The organism is Amycolatopsis orientalis DSM 43388, assembly GCF_000411975.1.
In the GTDB taxonomy this organism is placed as follows: domain Bacteria; phylum Actinomycetota; class Actinomycetes; order Mycobacteriales; family Pseudonocardiaceae; genus Amycolatopsis; species Amycolatopsis orientalis_D.
The window spans coordinates 43,228-59,136 of the sequence record NZ_ASXG01000039.1 but is presented as its reverse complement, the minus strand read 5'-3'; the positions used below and the strand labels follow the sequence as shown (position 1 = coordinate 59,136).

The 15,909-nt window shown below is 69.4% G+C and carries 19 protein-coding genes and 1 pseudogene; 12 read left to right on the top strand and 8 right to left on the bottom strand.

The genetic code is table 11. The annotated features are described in order from the left end of the window. Window position 1: 1 nt before the first annotated feature. Window positions 2-1,180 carry an MFS transporter gene (locus L942_RS06955; RefSeq protein ID WP_037356446.1) on the bottom strand — a complete coding sequence of 393 codons (1,179 nt, stop codon included), beginning with the start codon at window positions 1,178-1,180 and terminating at the stop codon, window positions 2-4. Between the two features lie 185 nt (window positions 1,181-1,365). Next, window positions 1,366-1,689: an ArsR/SmtB family transcription factor gene (locus L942_RS06950; RefSeq protein WP_037356443.1), complete on the bottom strand. Its 324-nt coding sequence runs from the start codon at window positions 1,687-1,689 to the stop codon at window positions 1,366-1,368. Between the two features lie 108 nt (window positions 1,690-1,797). On the opposite strand from L942_RS06950, the gene L942_RS06945 reads away from it, so the two are divergent. The 3 genes and pseudogenes from L942_RS06945 to L942_RS45230 all read left to right on the top strand — a co-directional run bounded on the left by L942_RS06945 (window position 1,798) and on the right by L942_RS45230 (window position 3,647). After that, window positions 1,798-2,988 (top strand): MFS transporter, encoded by a 1,191-nt coding sequence (locus tag L942_RS06945; protein ID WP_037356440.1) that lies wholly within the window; start codon window positions 1,798-1,800, stop codon window positions 2,986-2,988. 103 nt (window positions 2,989-3,091) lie between these two features. Further along, window positions 3,092-3,361, top strand: a pseudogene (locus tag L942_RS45990) (spermidine synthase); the annotation flags it as partial. 88 nt (window positions 3,362-3,449) lie between these two features. Next, on the top strand, window positions 3,450-3,647 hold the full coding sequence (locus L942_RS45230) for a hypothetical protein (RefSeq protein ID WP_235078926.1): 198 nt from the start codon (window positions 3,450-3,452) through the stop codon (window positions 3,645-3,647). A gap of 1 nt (window position 3,648) precedes the next feature. Here the strand turns inward: L942_RS45230 and L942_RS06935 are convergent, their stop codons facing one another. Both L942_RS06935 and L942_RS06930 read right to left on the bottom strand, forming a co-directional pair. Then, entirely contained in the window at window positions 3,649-4,230 is a 582-nt protein-coding gene (locus L942_RS06935; RefSeq protein ID WP_037356436.1) for an HhH-GPD-type base excision DNA repair protein, read from the bottom strand. 27 nt (window positions 4,231-4,257) lie between these two features. Further along, entirely contained in the window at window positions 4,258-5,019 is a 762-nt protein-coding gene (locus tag L942_RS06930; RefSeq protein WP_037356433.1) for an AraC family transcriptional regulator, read from the bottom strand. A 50-nt stretch (window positions 5,020-5,069) separates the two neighbouring features. Here L942_RS06930 and L942_RS06925 point away from each other — a divergent pair, with 50 nt between their 5' ends. Together L942_RS06925 and L942_RS06920 are read left to right on the top strand one after the other, a co-directional pair. Further along, window positions 5,070-5,483, top strand: coding sequence for a DUF2000 domain-containing protein (locus L942_RS06925; RefSeq protein WP_037356512.1), 414 nt, complete (start codon window positions 5,070-5,072; stop codon window positions 5,481-5,483). 68 nt (window positions 5,484-5,551) lie between these two features. Further along, window positions 5,552-6,067: a hypothetical protein gene (locus L942_RS06920; RefSeq protein ID WP_037356430.1), complete on the top strand. Its 516-nt coding sequence runs from the start codon at window positions 5,552-5,554 to the stop codon at window positions 6,065-6,067. Here the strand turns inward: L942_RS06920 and L942_RS06915 are convergent. Genes L942_RS06915 through L942_RS06905 form a run of 3 tightly spaced genes read right to left on the bottom strand, consistent with a single transcriptional unit; the run spans window position 6,064 to window position 7,581 of the window. Continuing rightward, on the bottom strand, window positions 6,064-6,663 hold the full coding sequence (locus L942_RS06915) for a class I SAM-dependent methyltransferase (protein WP_037356426.1): 600 nt from the start codon (window positions 6,661-6,663) through the stop codon (window positions 6,064-6,066). The two genes, L942_RS06920 and L942_RS06915, sit on opposite strands and share 4 nt — an antisense overlap. 29 nt (window positions 6,664-6,692) lie before the next feature. Beyond that, window positions 6,693-7,058, bottom strand: a complete 366-nt coding sequence (locus L942_RS06910) for a DUF2203 domain-containing protein (RefSeq protein ID WP_037356424.1) — start codon at window positions 7,056-7,058, stop codon at window positions 6,693-6,695. Window positions 7,059-7,095: 37 nt separating this feature from the next. Continuing rightward, on the bottom strand, window positions 7,096-7,581 hold the full coding sequence (locus L942_RS06905) for a hypothetical protein (RefSeq protein WP_106964814.1): 486 nt from the start codon (window positions 7,579-7,581) through the stop codon (window positions 7,096-7,098). Window positions 7,582-7,797: 216 nt separating this feature from the next. On the opposite strand from L942_RS06905, the gene L942_RS06900 reads away from it, so the two are divergent. Next, window positions 7,798-9,021 carry an NADP-dependent isocitrate dehydrogenase gene (locus L942_RS06900; RefSeq protein WP_037356422.1) on the top strand — a complete coding sequence of 408 codons (1,224 nt, stop codon included), beginning with the start codon at window positions 7,798-7,800 and terminating at the stop codon, window positions 9,019-9,021. 191 nt (window positions 9,022-9,212) lie between these two features. Then, the gene (locus tag L942_RS06895) at window positions 9,213-9,524 is read left to right on the top strand and encodes a hypothetical protein (protein WP_106964813.1); all 312 of its coding nucleotides are present in this window, start codon (window positions 9,213-9,215) and stop codon (window positions 9,522-9,524) included. Window positions 9,525-9,889: 365 nt separating this feature from the next. On the opposite strand, the gene L942_RS06890 is transcribed toward L942_RS06895, so the two are convergent. Further along, a complete protein-coding gene (locus L942_RS06890) occupies window positions 9,890-10,621 on the bottom strand; it encodes an MBL fold metallo-hydrolase (protein WP_037356419.1) in 732 nt (243 codons plus the stop codon). Window positions 10,622-10,685: 64 nt separating this feature from the next. On the opposite strand from L942_RS06890, the gene L942_RS06885 reads away from it, so the two are divergent. The 5 genes from L942_RS06885 (at window position 10,686) to yhjD (ending at window position 15,878) form a co-directional block, all read left to right on the top strand. After that, window positions 10,686-11,501 (top strand): exodeoxyribonuclease III, encoded by an 816-nt coding sequence (locus L942_RS06885; protein WP_037356501.1) that lies wholly within the window; start codon window positions 10,686-10,688, stop codon window positions 11,499-11,501. A 411-nt stretch (window positions 11,502-11,912) separates the two neighbouring features. Further along, complete coding sequence (locus tag L942_RS06880) at window positions 11,913-12,296, top strand: hypothetical protein (RefSeq protein WP_235078925.1); 384 nt, start codon at window positions 11,913-11,915, stop codon at window positions 12,294-12,296. A 194-nt stretch (window positions 12,297-12,490) separates the two neighbouring features. Continuing rightward, entirely contained in the window at window positions 12,491-13,510 is a 1,020-nt protein-coding gene (trpS, locus tag L942_RS06875; protein WP_037356414.1) for a tryptophan--tRNA ligase, read from the top strand. Between the two features lie 43 nt (window positions 13,511-13,553). Next, window positions 13,554-14,810: a hypothetical protein gene (locus L942_RS06870; protein ID WP_037356411.1), complete on the top strand. Its 1,257-nt coding sequence runs from the start codon at window positions 13,554-13,556 to the stop codon at window positions 14,808-14,810. A 54-nt stretch (window positions 14,811-14,864) separates the two neighbouring features. After that, complete coding sequence (gene yhjD / locus L942_RS06865; RefSeq protein ID WP_037356408.1) at window positions 14,865-15,878, top strand: inner membrane protein YhjD; 1,014 nt, start codon at window positions 14,865-14,867, stop codon at window positions 15,876-15,878. Window positions 15,879-15,909: the final 31 nt, after the last annotated feature.

Here is a 15,909-nt window from a genome sequence, read left to right as displayed (position 1 = left end):
GTCAGGACGCGAGCGCGAGTTCCTTCTGGACCCGCGCCTCGCGCCGGTCCAGCAACCCGGACACCGCGGCGATCGACACCCCGAGCACGGCCAGCAGCGCTCCGACCCAGTTCGGGGCCAGCAGGCCGAGCCCGCCCGCGATGACCAGGCCGCCGAGGTACGCACCGATCGAGTTGGCGATGTTGAACGCCGACTGCACCGCGGCCGAAACCAGCGACGGCGTGCCGCCCGCCTTCTCCATGGTCCGTGCCTGCATCATCGGGCCGATCATGAAGCCAGCGACGCCGACGAAGAAGATCGTCACCGCCGCGCCGACCTTGCCCTGCGCGGTCACGGTGAAGATCGACAGCACGGTCGCGAGAGCGAGCAGCGCGACGTACAGGCTCGGCATCAGCGCCTTGTCCGCGAGCCGTCCGCCGAGGTAGTTGCCGATCGTCATGCCGACCCCGGCCAGCGAAAGCAGCACCGTGACGTTGGCGGGCGAGTATCCGGCGACGTCGGTCAGCATCGGCGCGATGTAGGACATGCAGGCGAAGACGCCGCCGAGCCCGAACATCACGATCGCCAGCGCAAGCCACACCTGCGGGCGGCGGAACGCGCCGAGTTCGCCGCGGATCGACGGGTCGGCCGGGCGGCCCTGGTGCGGCACCAGCTTCGCGATGGCGGCGATCGCGAGCAGGCCGATCACCGCGACGACGCCGAACGTCGCGCGCCAGCCGACCTGCTGGCCGAGCAGCGTGCCGAGCGGGACGCCGATGACGTTCGCCAGGGTCAGGCCCATGAACATCATCGACACCGCCTTCGCGCGCTGGCCCGGCTGCGCGAGGCTGGAGGCGACGACCGCGCCGGCGCCGAAGAACGCGCCGTGCGGCAGACCGGCGAGGAACCGGAACGCGATGCCGAAGTCCTGGTTCGGCGAAAGCGCGAACAGCCCGTTGCCGACCGTGAACAGCCCCATCATCGCCAGCAGCATCGTTTTGCGCGGCAACCGGACCGCCAGCGCGGTGAGCAGCGGCGCGCCGATCACCACGCCGAGCGCGTAGGCGGAGATGAAGTACCCCGCGGACGGGATGTCGATGTGGAAGTCCGCGGCGGTCAAGGGCAGCACGCCCATCATCACGAACTCGGTGGTCCCGATGCCGAAGGCACCGACGGCGAGCGCGAGCAACGCGACGGGCACGGCTCTCCCTTCCTTGAGAAATCGTTTTCTCAGCGCCTGGGTCGCAGGCTTCTGAAGCGCTTTAGAACGAGGGCAAAAAACTAGACAGCCCCGACGTCGTCGTGCTGTCTCGCTCTAGTTGAACCGATGGAGGGCGGCCTTGTCATCCCGGTATTCGGGTGAGGCCCGCCACGTGCCGGGACCGCTCAGCGGGGCGCGGCCAGGACGCCGTCGAGCAGGCCGGGGAACAGCGCGTCGAGATCGTTGCGGCGCAACGAGTTGTACCGGGTGGTGCCCACCTGGCGGCCGGCGATCACCCCGGCCTGGCGCAGCGTCGCGAGGTGATGGGTGAGTGTGGACTTGGTCACCGGCACCTCGAAACCGCTGCACGAGACCTCCGTTTCGGAGTTCGCCAGCTGCCGGACCATGGCCAGCCGGACCGGGTCGGCCAGCGCGCGCAGCACTCCTTCGACCGTGATCTCGTCGCGGTCCGGGTAGACGAGCGGGGGCAGGGGCGCGGAGGCGGGCATGCGTCCATAGTACGACGGCTGTCGAAATTGTCAGCCGGTCCGTGTACGGTCGTCATCGAACTACGACGTTCGTCGAACTATTCGTTCAGGTCTGGTTGGGGGACATCCATGTCCAGCGTCTCCTCCTCGGCGGCGGCCCGGAACTCGGTGCTCGCGTTCGGGGCCTTCGGCGTCGGCACCAGCGGCTACATCGTGGCCGGGCTGTTGCCGGCGCTCACCTCCGAACTGCACATCTCCGCGACGGCCGCGGCGCAGCTCGTCACCTCGTTCGCCATCGCGTACGCGGTGGGCTCTCCGCTGTTCGCCGCCGCCACCGGCCGGTGGGAACGGCGCACGCTGCTGGTCGCCGCGCTCGCGGTGGCCGCGGTCGGGAACATCTTCGCGGCCGTCGCGCCCGGGTACGCCACGCTGCTGATCGCGCGGGTCGTCACGGCGATCGGGGCCGCCGTGTACACCCCGGCCGCCACCGCAGTCGCGGCTGAACTGACCACGCCGGAACGTCGCGGCCGAGCTGTGTCGCTGGTGTTCGGAGGACTCACCATCGCGTTGATCTTCGGCGTCCCGCTGGGCAGCGTGATCTCCCAGCAGTTCGGCTACGAAGGGGCTTTCCTGTTCGTCGGCCTGCTGTCGCTGCTCGGTGCGATCGGGGTGCGGGTCGCGTTGCCGAAGGTGGCGCCGCCGCCCGCGGTCGGGCTCGCCGAGCGGTTCGCGGTCGCGCGGGACAAGCGGGTCGTCGCGCTGCTGGTCACCACCACGCTCGCCTGCCTCGCCGCGTTCATGGTCTACACGCTGGTGTCGCCGGTCTTGACGGCCACCGCGGGCGTTTCCGGCGGGACGGTCACGGTGCTGCTGTTCTGCTACGGCATCGGCGGCGCGATCGGCAACTTCGCCGGCGGCCGCGCGGCTGACCGGTGGGGTGCGCGCAAGCCGCTGCTGGTCATCCTCGTCGGGTTCACCGCCGTGATGGTGCTGCTGCCGTTCACCGCGACGACCGTCGTCGGGGCCGGGATCACGTTGTTCGTGTGGGGCGTGGCGAACTGGTCGTTCAGCCCGCCGGTGCAGCATCGGCTCATCGAGCTGTCGCCGGGGCACGCCGGTCTCGCGCTGTCGCTCAACGCCTCGGCGATCTACCTCGGCGTCGGGTTGTCCGGCATCGTCGGCGGTGCGGTGCTGACCTCGGCCGGGCCGACCGTCCTGCCGGAGGTCGCGGCGATCCTCGCCGCCGCGGCGATGCTCGTGGTCGTGTTCTTCTGGGGCGCGCGGAAGCGGGCTGAGATCCGCGAGGAGGTCGCGGTCTGAGAAGCTGCCGGGCGTGGCGGAGGTACTGGAAACCGTGCCCGGGCACGGCGGCGAACTGGTGCTGCGACGTGACGGAGCCGAGTTCGAGGTGATCGAAAACGGGATGTTCCTGATGGACACCCGCAACGGCGAGTCGGAACGGCTGCTCGTCACCGGAGCCGCCGACCGGCTCGCGCCCGGCGCGCGAGTGCTGATCGGCGGCCTCGGCGTCGGGTTTTCGCTGCGGGCCGCGCTGGACCACGCCGCGGTCGGTTCCGTGGTCGTGGTGGAACGCGAACCGGCGGTGATCGGGTGGAACCGCACCGGCCCGCTGCGCGAGGTGCACGGGGCGGCATTGGACGATCCGCGGGTGACGGTGGTCGAGGCGGATCTGCTGGAGTGGCTGCGGGCCACGAGCGAGACGTTCGACGCGCTGTGCCTGGACATCGACAACGGTCCAGAGTGGACAGTCACCGAGGGGAATGCGTCGTTGTACGCCGATTCCGGCTTTGGCGCGGCTGTCCCAGCTGCTGCGTCCGGGCGGGGTGCTGGCGGTGTGGAGCGCGGGCGCGGCACCGGGGTTCACGGCCCGGCTGCGGGAGCGGTTCGCCGAGGTGGACGTGGCGGAGATTCCGGTGCCGCGCGGCGAACCGGACGTGGTCTGGTTCGCGCGAGGCTGAGTCAGTTCGCCTTGGCGGCGGCCTTCGCGGCCTTCTTGAACGCGCGCACCTCGCCGAGCGTCTTGGCGTCCGTCACGTCCGCGATGGAACGCCGCGAGCCTCGGTCGCCGTACGCGCCCGCGGCTTCTCGCCAGCCCTTCGGGGTGACGCCGCGCTGTTTGCCCAGCAGGGCCAGGAAGATCTTCGCTTTCTGCTCGCCGAATCCGGGCAGCGCCTTGAGTCGCTTCAGTACTTCCGCGCCGTCCGGCTTGGGGCGGCCGTCGAGCCAGATGCCCTCGGTGCGGCCGTCGTAGTTTTCGATGATGTGCAGCGCGAGCGCGTGCACCCGGCGCGCCATCGAGCCGCCGTAGCGGTGGATCGCCGGCGGGACCACGCACATCTCGACGAACTTCTCGACGTCCGTGGCGGCGATCTTGCGCAGGTCGAAGCCGTCCATCCGGTCGGCGATCTTCCGCGGGCCCGCGAAGGCGTGCTCCATCGGGTACTGCTGGTCCAGGAGCATCCCGGTGAGCAGGGCGAACGGGTCGTCGTTGAGCAGCTTGTCGGCCGCCAGGTCGCCGGTCAGGTGCAGTTCGCGCAGCATGGCGTCATCTTCGCACAAACCGCCCGGTCAGCCGCGTGCGAAGCGGGCCGGGGTGGTGCCGAGGTAGCGGCGGAAGTGCCGGGTCAGGTGCGCCTGGTCGGCGAACCCGGAGGCGGTGGCGACGGTCGCGGGCGGGGTGCCGTCGAGCAGCAGGCGGCGGGCGTGGTCGACGCGGCGGCCGGTGACGTACCGGTGCGGCGGCAGTCCGAAGCGGCGGCCGAAGGCACGGACCAGGTGGACTGGGTGCGCGCCGAGCACCTCCGACGCGTCGGCCAGCGTCAGCGAGCCGGGCAGGCGTTCGTCCAGGAGGTCGCGCAGGTCGTCGGCGAGGGTGCGGTCGGGCGGCGTGCTGGCCGGACGGCCGAGGTGGGTGCGCAGCCGCTGGGCGACGAGGGCGAGGCGGCTTTCCGCTTCCAGCGGCTCGGCGAGCGACTGGTGCAGCTGGTGGATTCTGGTGCGCAGCAACGGATCCGGCAGGCTCGGCTGGTCGACGGCGGCGCCGATCAGGTCGTCGCCGAGCACGTCGGCATCGAGGTAGAGCACGCGCTTGCGGAAGCCGTGGCTGGTCGCGGCGCGGCCGTCGTGCGCGACGTTCGGCGGCAGCAGCGTGACAGCCGTGCCGAGTGCGCCGTGGTGGTGCCGGTCGAGGTCGTAGCTGATCGCGCCGTCGTCGACGATCAGCAGTGCCCAGGTGTCGTGCGTGTGCGCGGGGTAGGCGTGATCGGTGAACCGGGCGTGGAACGCCTCGGCGATCCCAGGCACCGGAGGGCGCCAGGCCGACACCGTCATGTTCAAAACGTACAAGACCCGCGGGCGGCCGCGACCCGATGCTGTCCCGCATGAACCGATTCGACACGAAGATCGCCGTGCTGCTGCGGGACGACCTGGCCTCGTGGCAACGGCTGAACGTCGCGGCGTTCCTGGTGAGCGGCGTGGCCCACACGACGCCCGAGCTGATCGGCGAGCCCTACCTCGACGCCGACGACACCGAGTACCTGCCGATGTTCCGCCAGCCGGTACTCGTGTTCGCGGGCAACGCGGAGACGCTCGCGCTGGCGCACAGCCGGGCGCTCACCCGTGGTCTGCGGTTCTCGATCTTCACCGACGAACTGTTCCAGACCGGCAATGACGTCGACAATCGCGCGGCGGTGCGGGCGGTGCCGCGGGAGAAACTCGCGTTGGCGGGGATGGCCGTGCACGGGCCGAAGAACGCGGTGGACAAGATCCTCAAGGGCGCTCGGCTGCACGGCTGAATGGAGGATTTCTCCCCGCGGGGCCAGGAATCCTGCCAAGATCGGAAGCAGCCCAGGGGAGGGACATCATGCGGAAAATCTTGGCGGTCGTCGCGGCCGCGGGTATCGCGTTCGGGACGGCGTCGGCCGCGCACGCGGACCCGGCGGCCGGGTTCGGTTACACCTCGGACGAAGGCGCATACCCGTTTGAAGGCAGTGCTTCCTGGACCGCCGACCAGGTCACAGCATGGGAGTACGGCGACGCGGTGAAGGTGGACGCCGAGTCGCCCGACGGCTGGGATTGGGCCCGGCTGGAACTCAGCGCTCCTGCCGGACAGCAGCTGCACGAGGGGGCTTACTCGAACGCCGCTGTCCGGCAGCAGAACTCGCCGCAACTCGCGACACCCGGCTTCATCGCGTTTCGCGGAACCCGGGCCGGTGGCACGGGCGCCTGTGCCGCCCCGGACGCGACCGCTGACTTCACCGTCTCCCGCCTGGTCCGCGCCGCCGACGGAGCGGTGACCGACCTCGACGTCACCTTCGTCCTGCACTGCACCTCCGCCGCGGCAACTCGCGGCGAGGCGCACTACCACCGGGCGGCTTAAGCCTCCGCGAACACCGCGAACACCTGCCGTACCCGGTCGCCCTGATCCAGCGTCACGTGCTGTGCCTTCGCCGAGCTGAAGCCGGCGTCGGTGGCCAGCGCGGCGGCTTCGTCGAGGGTGCCCGGGATACGCAGGTCTCGCGGGATCACGTCAGCGAACTTGCCCGACGGCTTGAACCGATCCGCAGACACCACGCTGAACGCCAGCTTGCCGCCCGGGCGCAGCACTCGCCGCCAGTCGGCCAGCGCGCGCGGGCCCAGGAAGTGCAGCGCGGACGCGCAGACGACCGCGTCGGCCTCGCCGTCGCCGATGGGCAGCGGGACCGCGGAGCCGACCTGCCAGGTGATCCGGCCGTCCGGGTCGCGGTCGGCGGCCTTGGCGCGGGCGATCTCGATCATCGCGGGGGAAAGGTCGACGGCGAACACCGCGTCCGGTTCCAGCCGCAGCGCCGCGAAGGCTGCCGCACCGGTGCCGGTGGCGACGTCGACCAGCAGGCCGGGCTTCGGGGCCAGACCGCCGATCAGCTGCTCGGCCACGTAGGGGTGGAAGGTGTCCTCGTCGTATCCCGCCGCGTCGGCGTCGAAGAGTGTGCTCACTCAGTCACCGTAGTGCGGCTGACCAGTGATTATCCGAGCAAGCGGCGACGGCCGGCGAAGCCGAGGTCGGCCCGGTGGTACCAGGACAGTTCACGGTCGCCCTCGAGCCAGCACAGCAGCACGTCGTCGCCGTCGAGCGAGGACGGGAAGTCCACGAGCAGCGGGGCGAACCCCTTCAGCTCGGCTCCGGTCGCCTGGATCGCGGTCATCAGGTCGTCCAGCCTGGCCTGCGCGGCCTTCCACTCCGGCAGCCCGCCGAGACTGGTGTCCCGCCCGCCCGGACGCAGGGACGCGGCGAGCTCGGCGGCGTCGGCGCGGACCCGGATCAGCTCGGCGAGCACGGGAAGCAACCGGGCGAGTTCGGTGCGGGCCTCGGCTACGGTGAACAATCCCATCTGCAAATACTCTCACCGGGCCCGCGCTGTCCCGAAGCTACCTGCGTCGTCGCGCCAGCCGTGCCGCCAGGCCCGCGCCGAGCAGCAGAAATCCGATGCCGAGAAGCGCGCCGGAGGACAGCCACCCGGCCAGTCCCACGGTCATCTCGCCGCGCGGCAGCAAGTCGAGCAGATCGAACGCCGAGCGCGGCGACACCAGCGTGACCACACCGGGAACCAGGCACCACACCAGTCCGCCGGCCGCCGGTCCGGTTCCCGACCACGCGCCGAGCACGGCGACCCCGAACAGGAGCACCGCGCCGGCCGCCAGCAAGGCGATGCCGAGGGCGTCCCCGTGCTCGGCGAACGAAGCGACCTGCCGCTGGTGCCGGTAGCTGCCGTAGGCCAGCAGGCCGAGCGCGACCGGGGTGCCGGCCAGTCCGCACAGCCCGCTGAGCACGCGGGCCGCGCCCCGGGTGCCCGCCGGGGCGGCGATCGGTCCGCCCGCCGGGGGATAACCGGAGTACGGCTCGGGGTATGCCATGGCGGGACCGCCCAGTGCGGCGCTTGCCGCGATGGGACGGCCGTCCCGTTCGGCTGGTTCCGCAGTCGTGCCCGGTCGGCAGGGCCGGGCAAGGGTGGGAGAGACTTGATTCCGACCACTTCTGGAACCATCCAGCTCTGTTTAGCAGTACGCTTGTACCGCTATCGGAGAGCGAAGAAGCGAACGCGAAGATCCGCGGAAGGAGCACCGCTGCTCATGGCCAAGATCAAGGTCCAGGGCACCGTCGTCGAACTCGACGGCGACGAGATGACCCGCATCATCTGGCAGTTCATCAAGGACAAGCTGATCCACCCGTACCTGGACGTCAACCTGGACTACTACGACCTGGGCATCGAGGAGCGGGACCGCACCGACGACCAGATCACGGTCGACGCCGCCAACGCCATCAAGCGGCACGGCGTCGGCGTCAAGTGCGCCACCATCACGCCCGACGAGGCGCGCGTGGAGGAGTTCGGCCTCAAGAAGATGTGGGTGTCCCCGAACGGCACCATCCGCAACATCCTCGGCGGCGTGATCTTCCGCGAGCCGATCGTCATGCGGAACGTGCCGCGGCTGGTACCCGGCTGGACCAAGCCGATCATCATCGGCCGGCACGCACACGGCGACCAGTACAAGGCCACCAACTTCAAGGTCCCCGGCCCGGGCACCCTGACGATGACCTACACCCCGGAAGACGGCTCCGAGCCGATGGAGTTCCAGGTCGCGAACTTCCCCGAGGGCGGCGGCGTCGCGATGGGGATGTTCAACTTCCGCAAGTCGATCGAGGACTTCGCGCGCGCGTCGCTGCAGTACGGCCTCGACCGCGAGTACCCGGTCTACCTGTCGACCAAGAACACGATCCTCAAGGCCTACGACGGCATGTTCAAGGACGTGTTCCAGGAGATCTTCGAGACCGAGTTCAAGGCCGACTTCGACGCCAAGGGCATCACCTACGAGCACCGGCTGATCGACGACATGGTCGCCGCGTCGCTCAAGTGGGAGGGCGGCTACGTCTGGGCGTGCAAGAACTACGACGGCGACGTCCAGTCCGACACCGTCGCGCAGGGCTTCGGTTCGCTCGGCCTGATGACCTCGGTGCTGCGCACGCCGGACGGCAAGACCGTCGAGGCCGAGGCCGCGCACGGCACGGTGACCCGGCACTACCGCCAGCACCAGCAGGGCAAGCCGACCTCCACGAACCCGATCGCCTCGATCTACGCGTGGACCCGCGGCCTCGAGCACCGCGGCAAGCTGGACGGCAACTCCGAGCTGATCGGCTTCGCGAACAAGCTGGAGCAGGTCGTCGTCGACACCGTCGAGGGCGGCAAGATGACCAAGGACCTCGCGCTGCTGGTCGGCAAGGACCAGGAATGGCAGACGACCGAGGAGTTCCTCGCGACGCTGGACGAGAACCTGGCCAAGAAGATCGCGCAGGGCTGATCTTTCTTTAGCCGTTGGCGAGAGGGGCACCTCGGAGGAGTCTTCCGAGGTGCCCCTCTTTTCTTTGTCACTCTTCGTGTTGTGCCGGTGACCGGATTGGCACCTCCGGGTGGAATGGCGGCGGGAAGCTGTCCGGGCGCGGGCGGAATCCCTACTCTGGACGAGGGGTTTTTCGCGACTGAGGAGCGGCCGTGATTCTGGGTTTGCCCAAGAAGGCACTGATTATTATCGGAGTCGTCGCCGCGGTCGTGGTCATCTACGCGTTGGGCCAGAAAGGCCAGGCCGACGCGCAGGGATCCCCGACCGGCTGCAAGGTCTCGGTGACCGCGGACGTGCTCAACGCGCGGGAAACCGCCGCGGGCAACGGGAAGGTCGTCGGAAAGTACTTGCACGGCGCGGAAGTCGACGCGCAACCCGTGGTGCAGAACGGATTCCGGAAGATCGCCGACGGCAAGTGGGTCGCGGACAGCTTCGTGACACCGGTCGCCGGGGCCAAGTGCTGAGCCCGCTTCGTACTGGCACCCGGCTGGGGTGCTGAGCGTCCGGCGTGGTCTGCGCAGCGGCTTGGCGCGCTTGGGTTTTCGTGCTTGCTGGGTTCGGTGCGACGCGTGGTTCGCCTGGGATTGAGCTGGGTTCGGGAGCGGTGTGCCGGCTCCGAGCGCAGCTCGCTGTTTCGTCCCGGGTGGTGAGACGGCTTGGGTTGTTCCAATCGGAGCGCCGCCGGTTGGTTGAACGGATGCGTCCGTACGGATTCTCACGTTCGCTGGACGTCTTTACTGTGCCGGTTCGAGTTTGTTCTTTGCGTGGGATTGTCTCGGGCCGAAAGCGTTCGACGCGAGAGTTGATCGCGTTGTGGCGGTACTGGCGATTATGCGTGATTCAGCATGAGTCCTTCTTCCGCGGCGAGCACTTCCCCGGAGAACTCGGCGCGGGCTTCGGCGACGGAAAGTGCCCGGTCGGAACCCGGCCAGAAATGCGTGAGCATCAGCGTCCGCACATTCGCCGCGGCGGCTAGCCGGCCCGCTTCCGCAGCGGTCATCAGGTAGCGGGGACCGTCCGGTGGTTCGCCTTGGAGGGTGGCTTCGCAGACGAGGACGTCGGCGTCGCGGGCCAGGTCGCGCAGCTGCGGAGCGGGACCGGTGTCGCTGGTATAGGCGAGGGTGTAGCCGGCAGTGGCGAGCCGGACTCCGTAATTCGGCACGTGGTGCGGCAGGAGCGCGGTGGTGAGGCGGAACGGGCCGACATCGGTCGCCAGGCCCAGGTCGTGGAGGTCGAAGATCTCGCCGGGGGCCGGGTTGGGTTCCATCGCGGCGAGCCGGCGCACGGCACCGGGAGTGCAGTGCATCGGGAGTTTGCGGTCAGTGGTGTAGTGCCGCGCCCGCCCGAGTGCGCTGACGTCCGCGAGATGATCCGGATGCTCGTGCGTCACGACGACCGCGTCGAGCCGGTCGGCCGAGACGTGCCGGAAGAGCTGCGGGGCGGCTCCGTACCCGAGGTCGAGCGCGACGTGGAAATCCTCGTGGGACAGCAGGAATCCGGCGCAGGCGCGGCCGGGCTCCGGCCGGGCGCCGCAGCTGCCGAGGACGGTCAACCGAGGCATGGCGGTCATTCTGGACCTCGCCGGACCCGCCGTGCCCGGAAAATTGTCGGACCCGGCGGGTAGCGTGCGCGGGGTGCTGATCGTCTCCACTGTCAACGTCAATGGCCTTCGGGCCGCCGTCAAGAAGGGCTTCGTCGAGTGGCTGGCCGCCACCGAGGCGGATGTCGTCGCGTGTCAGGAAGTGCGCGCCGAAGCCGCGCAGCTGCCCGCGTCCGTCGTCGCGCCGGAGGGGTGGTTCGCCGCGCACGCGTCCTCGGCCGCGAAGGGGCGCAACGGGGTCTCGCTGTACAGCCGTGTCGAGCCGGACGAGGTGCGGACCGGGTTCGGCGAGCCCGAGTTCGAGGACAGCGGGCGGTACCTGGAAATGCACCTGCCCGGCGTGGTGGTGGCGAGCCTGTACCTGCCGAGCGGCGACGTGGGCACCGAGCGCCAGGACGAGAAGGAGCGCTTCATGGCCGCGTTCCTGCCGTACCTGGCCGAGCTGCGCGCGAAGGCGGCCGCGGAGGGCCGGGAGGTCGTCGTGGTGGGCGACTGGAACATCGCCTACGACACCGTCGACCTCAAGAACTGGCGCGGCAACCAGAAGAACTCGGGATTCCTGCCGGAGGAACGCGAGTGGATGGGCAAGGTCTACGAGGCGGGCTACCTCGACGTCCAGCGTCGGCTCGACCCCGAGGGCCCCGGCCCGTACACGTGGTGGTCCTACCGGGGCAAGGCGTTCGACAACGACTCGGGCTGGCGCATCGACTGCCAGCTGGCGACCCCCGGCCTGGCGGAGAAGGTCAAGTCGGTGGTGGTCGAACGGGCGGAGTCCTACGACCAGCGCTGGTCGGACCACGCTCCGGTCACCGCCGCGTACGACGTGCCCTTCCCGGGCTGACCGGGATTGTCCTACTGGTGACGAGTGAGTGAAGACCTGCTGAGGGTAGTCCGGGTTTGTTCTCCAGGGGGATTCTGCCCGGTTTGGCCGGGCCGAGGACACTGTGCGTGGTTCCGCGAGCGGCGCACTGCGCTGACCACCGACGACACCCAGACGGCAGGGGTGCCCACGGTTACTCCCCGAGTGGGCGCTAGCCTCGGCACCCGAGTTGATCAGATCCGACAGGTCTTGACACGCTCGGTAGTTTTCTGACCAGTAGCACGGCGAGAACTCATCCTTACGGGTGAGACGCTCGCGGAGAACAGTCACCTCGCGGGAGGCACTCCGGTGCGCAACGCAGGCCGGTTCGTGACACGGTCCACGCTGGCTCTTGGCCGTCCAGCGGTTCGCTCGTCCGTCACTCCATCGGGGGTGCCTGGGGCCGGGGCGGCCGAGCGGACGCCGGTGCGCGAGGGGTTCGCGGCCGGCCGCCGTTCCCTGGCGGTCGCGGGCGGGCGGGTCCTGGCAGTGCTGGCGACGATCCTGGTCGCGGCTGCCGGGACGAGCGCGACGGCGTTCGCGGACGACCAGGTCGTGCGGGCGGAGACGACGTCGACCGGGTTCGGGATGCTCGGACCGGTCGGGCTGGTCGCGGTGGGCTTCGGCATCATCGGGATGGCGCTGGGCGTCGTCCGGCAGCGGCGCAAGGCGCGCGCGAAGGCGATCGAGGCGGTGGCTCCCGCCGGAACCCTCGAAGAGGAGCCGACCCGGCCGCTGGAACCCGCTCCGGCCGCGCTGAACCTGCGCCGGTCCTAGCCCCCGGCTGGCCTCGCCGCGAGAAATCCTCTGCGGGTCTGTCCGCGGCATTGGCTGTCCGCACCTCTGCAACCCTCCGTCGGCAGCTGCGTCCCCGCAGCAGATACCCGGGCGGAGCCCGTCGAAACGTGTCCGCCCGACGAACCGCCGGGCCCGCGGCAGCGCCTCCTCCGCAGCCTGAAAGAATCCCGGGCGTGTCTGACGAACAGAACGGCCGCCTCCGGGTGCTTTCCGGGATTCAGCCCACTGCCGACTCCTTCCACCTCGGCAACTACCTCGGCGCGCTGCGCCAGTGGGTGCGGCTGCAGGACACCCACGAGACCTTCTACTGCGTCGTCGACCTGCACGCGATCACCGTCGAGCAGGACCCCAAGGTGCTGCTGGAGCGGACGCGGCGGTCGGCCGCGCAGCTGCTCGCCATCGGGGTCGACCCGGCGCGCAGCGCGCTGTTCGTGCAGAGCCACGTGCCCGAGCACGCCCAGCTGAGCTGGGTGCTCGAATGCCTGACCGGCTTCGGCGAGGCCGGGCGGATGACCCAGTTCAAGGACAAGGCCGCCAAACAGGGCAGCGACCACGCGAGCGTCGGCCTGTTCACCTACCCGGTGCTGATGGCCGCGGACATCCTGCTGTACCAGACGAACGCCGTGCCGGTCGGCGAGGACCAGCGGCAGCACCTCGAGCTGACCCGCAACCTCGCGCAGCGGTTCAACAGCCGGTTCGGCAAGACGTTCGTGATGCCGGAGCCGTTCATCGTCAAGGACACCGCGAAGATCTACGACCTGCAGGAACCGACGGCGAAGATGAGCAAGTCGGCGGCGACCGGCAACGGGCTCATCGAACTGCTCGAGGACCCGAAGCGCTCGGCGAAGAAGATCCGTTCCGCGGTCACCGACACCGGCCGCGAAGTCCGGTTCGACCGCGAGGAGAAGGCCGGCGTCTCGAACCTGCTCACGATCTACTCCGCGCTGACCGACCGCACCATCGCCGACCTCGAAACCGCGTACGAGGGCAAGGGGTACGGCGACCTCAAGAAGGACCTCGCCGAGGTGCTGGTCGACTGGGTCACGCCGCTGCAGGAACGCGTCCAGTCCTATTTGGACGATGTCGCGGAGCTGGACCGGATCCTCGCCGCGGGTGCGCGGCGGGCGCGCGAGGTCGCGTCGGCCACGCTCGCGCTGGTGTACGAGCGGATCGGATTCTTGCCCGCGAGTTGAGCGGGACGTAGTCAGCGAATTTCTGTCCGGGGGGACTAACAGCATGAAGTTCAAGGCTGGGTTGTGGCCGATCAGCGTCGCGACGCTGGTGCTGGTCGCGTCGTGCGGCGGCATGTCCGGATCGGACAGCGAGAACGCGAAGGACCCGAACGGGGACGGCCAGACCGTGCAGCGGCCGGGCTATGCGCACTCGCAGTATCCAGATCCCGCTCCGATCAAGGAAAAAGCGAACCCGCAAGCGGTGCGGATCGGCGGCAAGCCGGTGATCCAGGCCTGCAATCTGCTGACCGTCGCGGATCTCACCGCGCTCGGGATCCAGCTCGACTCACGGCCGGACGCGAACGGGGCCGCCTTCGAGCGCCGCTACTTGGTGGGCGACGGTTCGGGACCGCTGCGGTCGTCCGAAATCACCTACGCCAAGGCACTGACCTCGGGTGTCAACCACTGCAACTACAGCCTGCAAGACAGCCAGGGCAATCAAACGTACGAGCAGCTGGCGGTCGCGGTTTCTCAGCCAGCGTACGTGCCGACCGTGGACACCAAGCCTTACCTCGACGACGGGGACCCCAGCCTGACTGTCGGCCCGGTGAAGATCTTCTCGAAGCGCCGCAAGACGGACAGCCCGTCGGACGCTTCCGGGGACGCCGTGCTGGTGCTGGGAGACACGCTGGTCGACTTCGACTTCGACCTGAAAGCGGACAAGAACGCCGGAAAGCTGCAGGACCTCGGCAAGAAGCTCGCGGAGAACTTCGCGAAAGAGGTGAACGCGCCGGCCGGGGCGAACGTCATCGGCTACGAGAGCGCGGCGTTCCCGAAATCGGTCGCGCAGCCCTGCCCGATGCTCACGCCGGACGCGGTGACCCCGGCGATCGGCACCGACGCTTCGCCGATGGTCGCCGAAACCCCCGGCACCGCGGTCGGCGACATGATCATGGCCAACAGCACCGAGCACAACTACGTGCAGATCGACTGTGAGCGAGGCACCGGGCACGACAACGGCATCGACCGGCGCGCGCTGCACCTGACCGCGATCAGCTTCCTCAGCGAAGAAGCGGCGAAGGGCTACCTCGGCTCCGCGCCGAACGACGGCCAGTCCGCGCCAGCCCAGGTCGGGGACGAGGGGCAGGTGCGCAGCAAGGGCCAGACCCACGGCGAGGTGCTGTTCCGCAAGGGCCGCTTCGTGTTCAAGCTCTACCTGGCCGACCACAACGCCGCTCCGGACGGCATCAGCGGGGCGGACGCGACCCGGCTGCTGGTGCCGGCCGCGCAGAAGATGGTCTCCGCCTTCCACGAGCAGTAACCGGGCGGGCACGCTCGCGTTGCGGGGCCCGGTTGCCGTGGTTAGCGTTTTCCGGTGGCGAAAGAGACCGGTGACAAGGAAAAGCTGCTGCCCCGGCTGCGGCGGAAGTACCCGTGGCTGGATCACCTGATCCGCGCCAACGACTCCTTCAACGAAAACTACGGCAACCACTACGCGGCGGCGATCACGTACTTCAGCGTGCTGTCGGTGATCCCGATCTTCATGGTGGGGTTCGCGATCGTCGGCATGGTGCTCGGGCACAACGACGCGGTGATCGCCCAGATCACGCACGGGATCGACACTTCGGTCCCGGAGGGTTTGCGCGGCCTCGTCAAACAGATCACCGACGCGGCGCTGAAGTCCGGCAGCGGCATCGGGATCTTCGGGCTGCTGCTGGCGCTCTACTCCGGCGTCGGCTGGATGGCCAACCTCCGCGACGCGCTCACCGCGCAGTGGGGCCAGGAGAAGAAGACGGAACCGTTCGTCAGCAAGACGATCAAGGACCTGCTGTCGCTGATCGGGCTCGGGCTGGCGCTGGTCGTGTCGTTCGCGATCACCGCGGCGGGCAGCGGGCTCGGCGAACTGCTGCTGAAACTGGTCGGGCTGGAAGGCCAGGGGTGGGCGAAGTTCCTGTTGCACGTCGGGACGATCGTGCTCAGCCTGATCGCCAACGCGCTGGTCTTCCTGTGGGTGATCGCCCGGCTGCCGCGAGAGCACGTCGCGCTGCGGAGCGCGGTCAAGGGCGCGCTCATCGCGTCTGTCGGCTTCGTGATCCTGCAGCAGGTCGCGACGGTGTACCTGGCGAGCGTCACGAAGTCGCCGTCGTTCGCGTTGTTCGGGCCGGTGATCGGGTTGCTGGTGTTCGCGAACCTGGTGTCGCGGTTCCTGCTGCTGGTGACCGCGTGGACCGCGACCGCGCGGGAGAACCAGCGACGGGTCGTGCAGCCGCCCGCTCCGGTGCTGCTGGAGCCTCGGGTGACGGTGCAGCACGGGCTGGGCCTCGGCTCGGTGGCGGGGGCGTTCAGCGCCGGCGCGTTGCTGGCCTGGCTGGGCAGGCGGAAGGGCTGACCACGGAAAAGGGCCTCCTCGATTCGCTCGA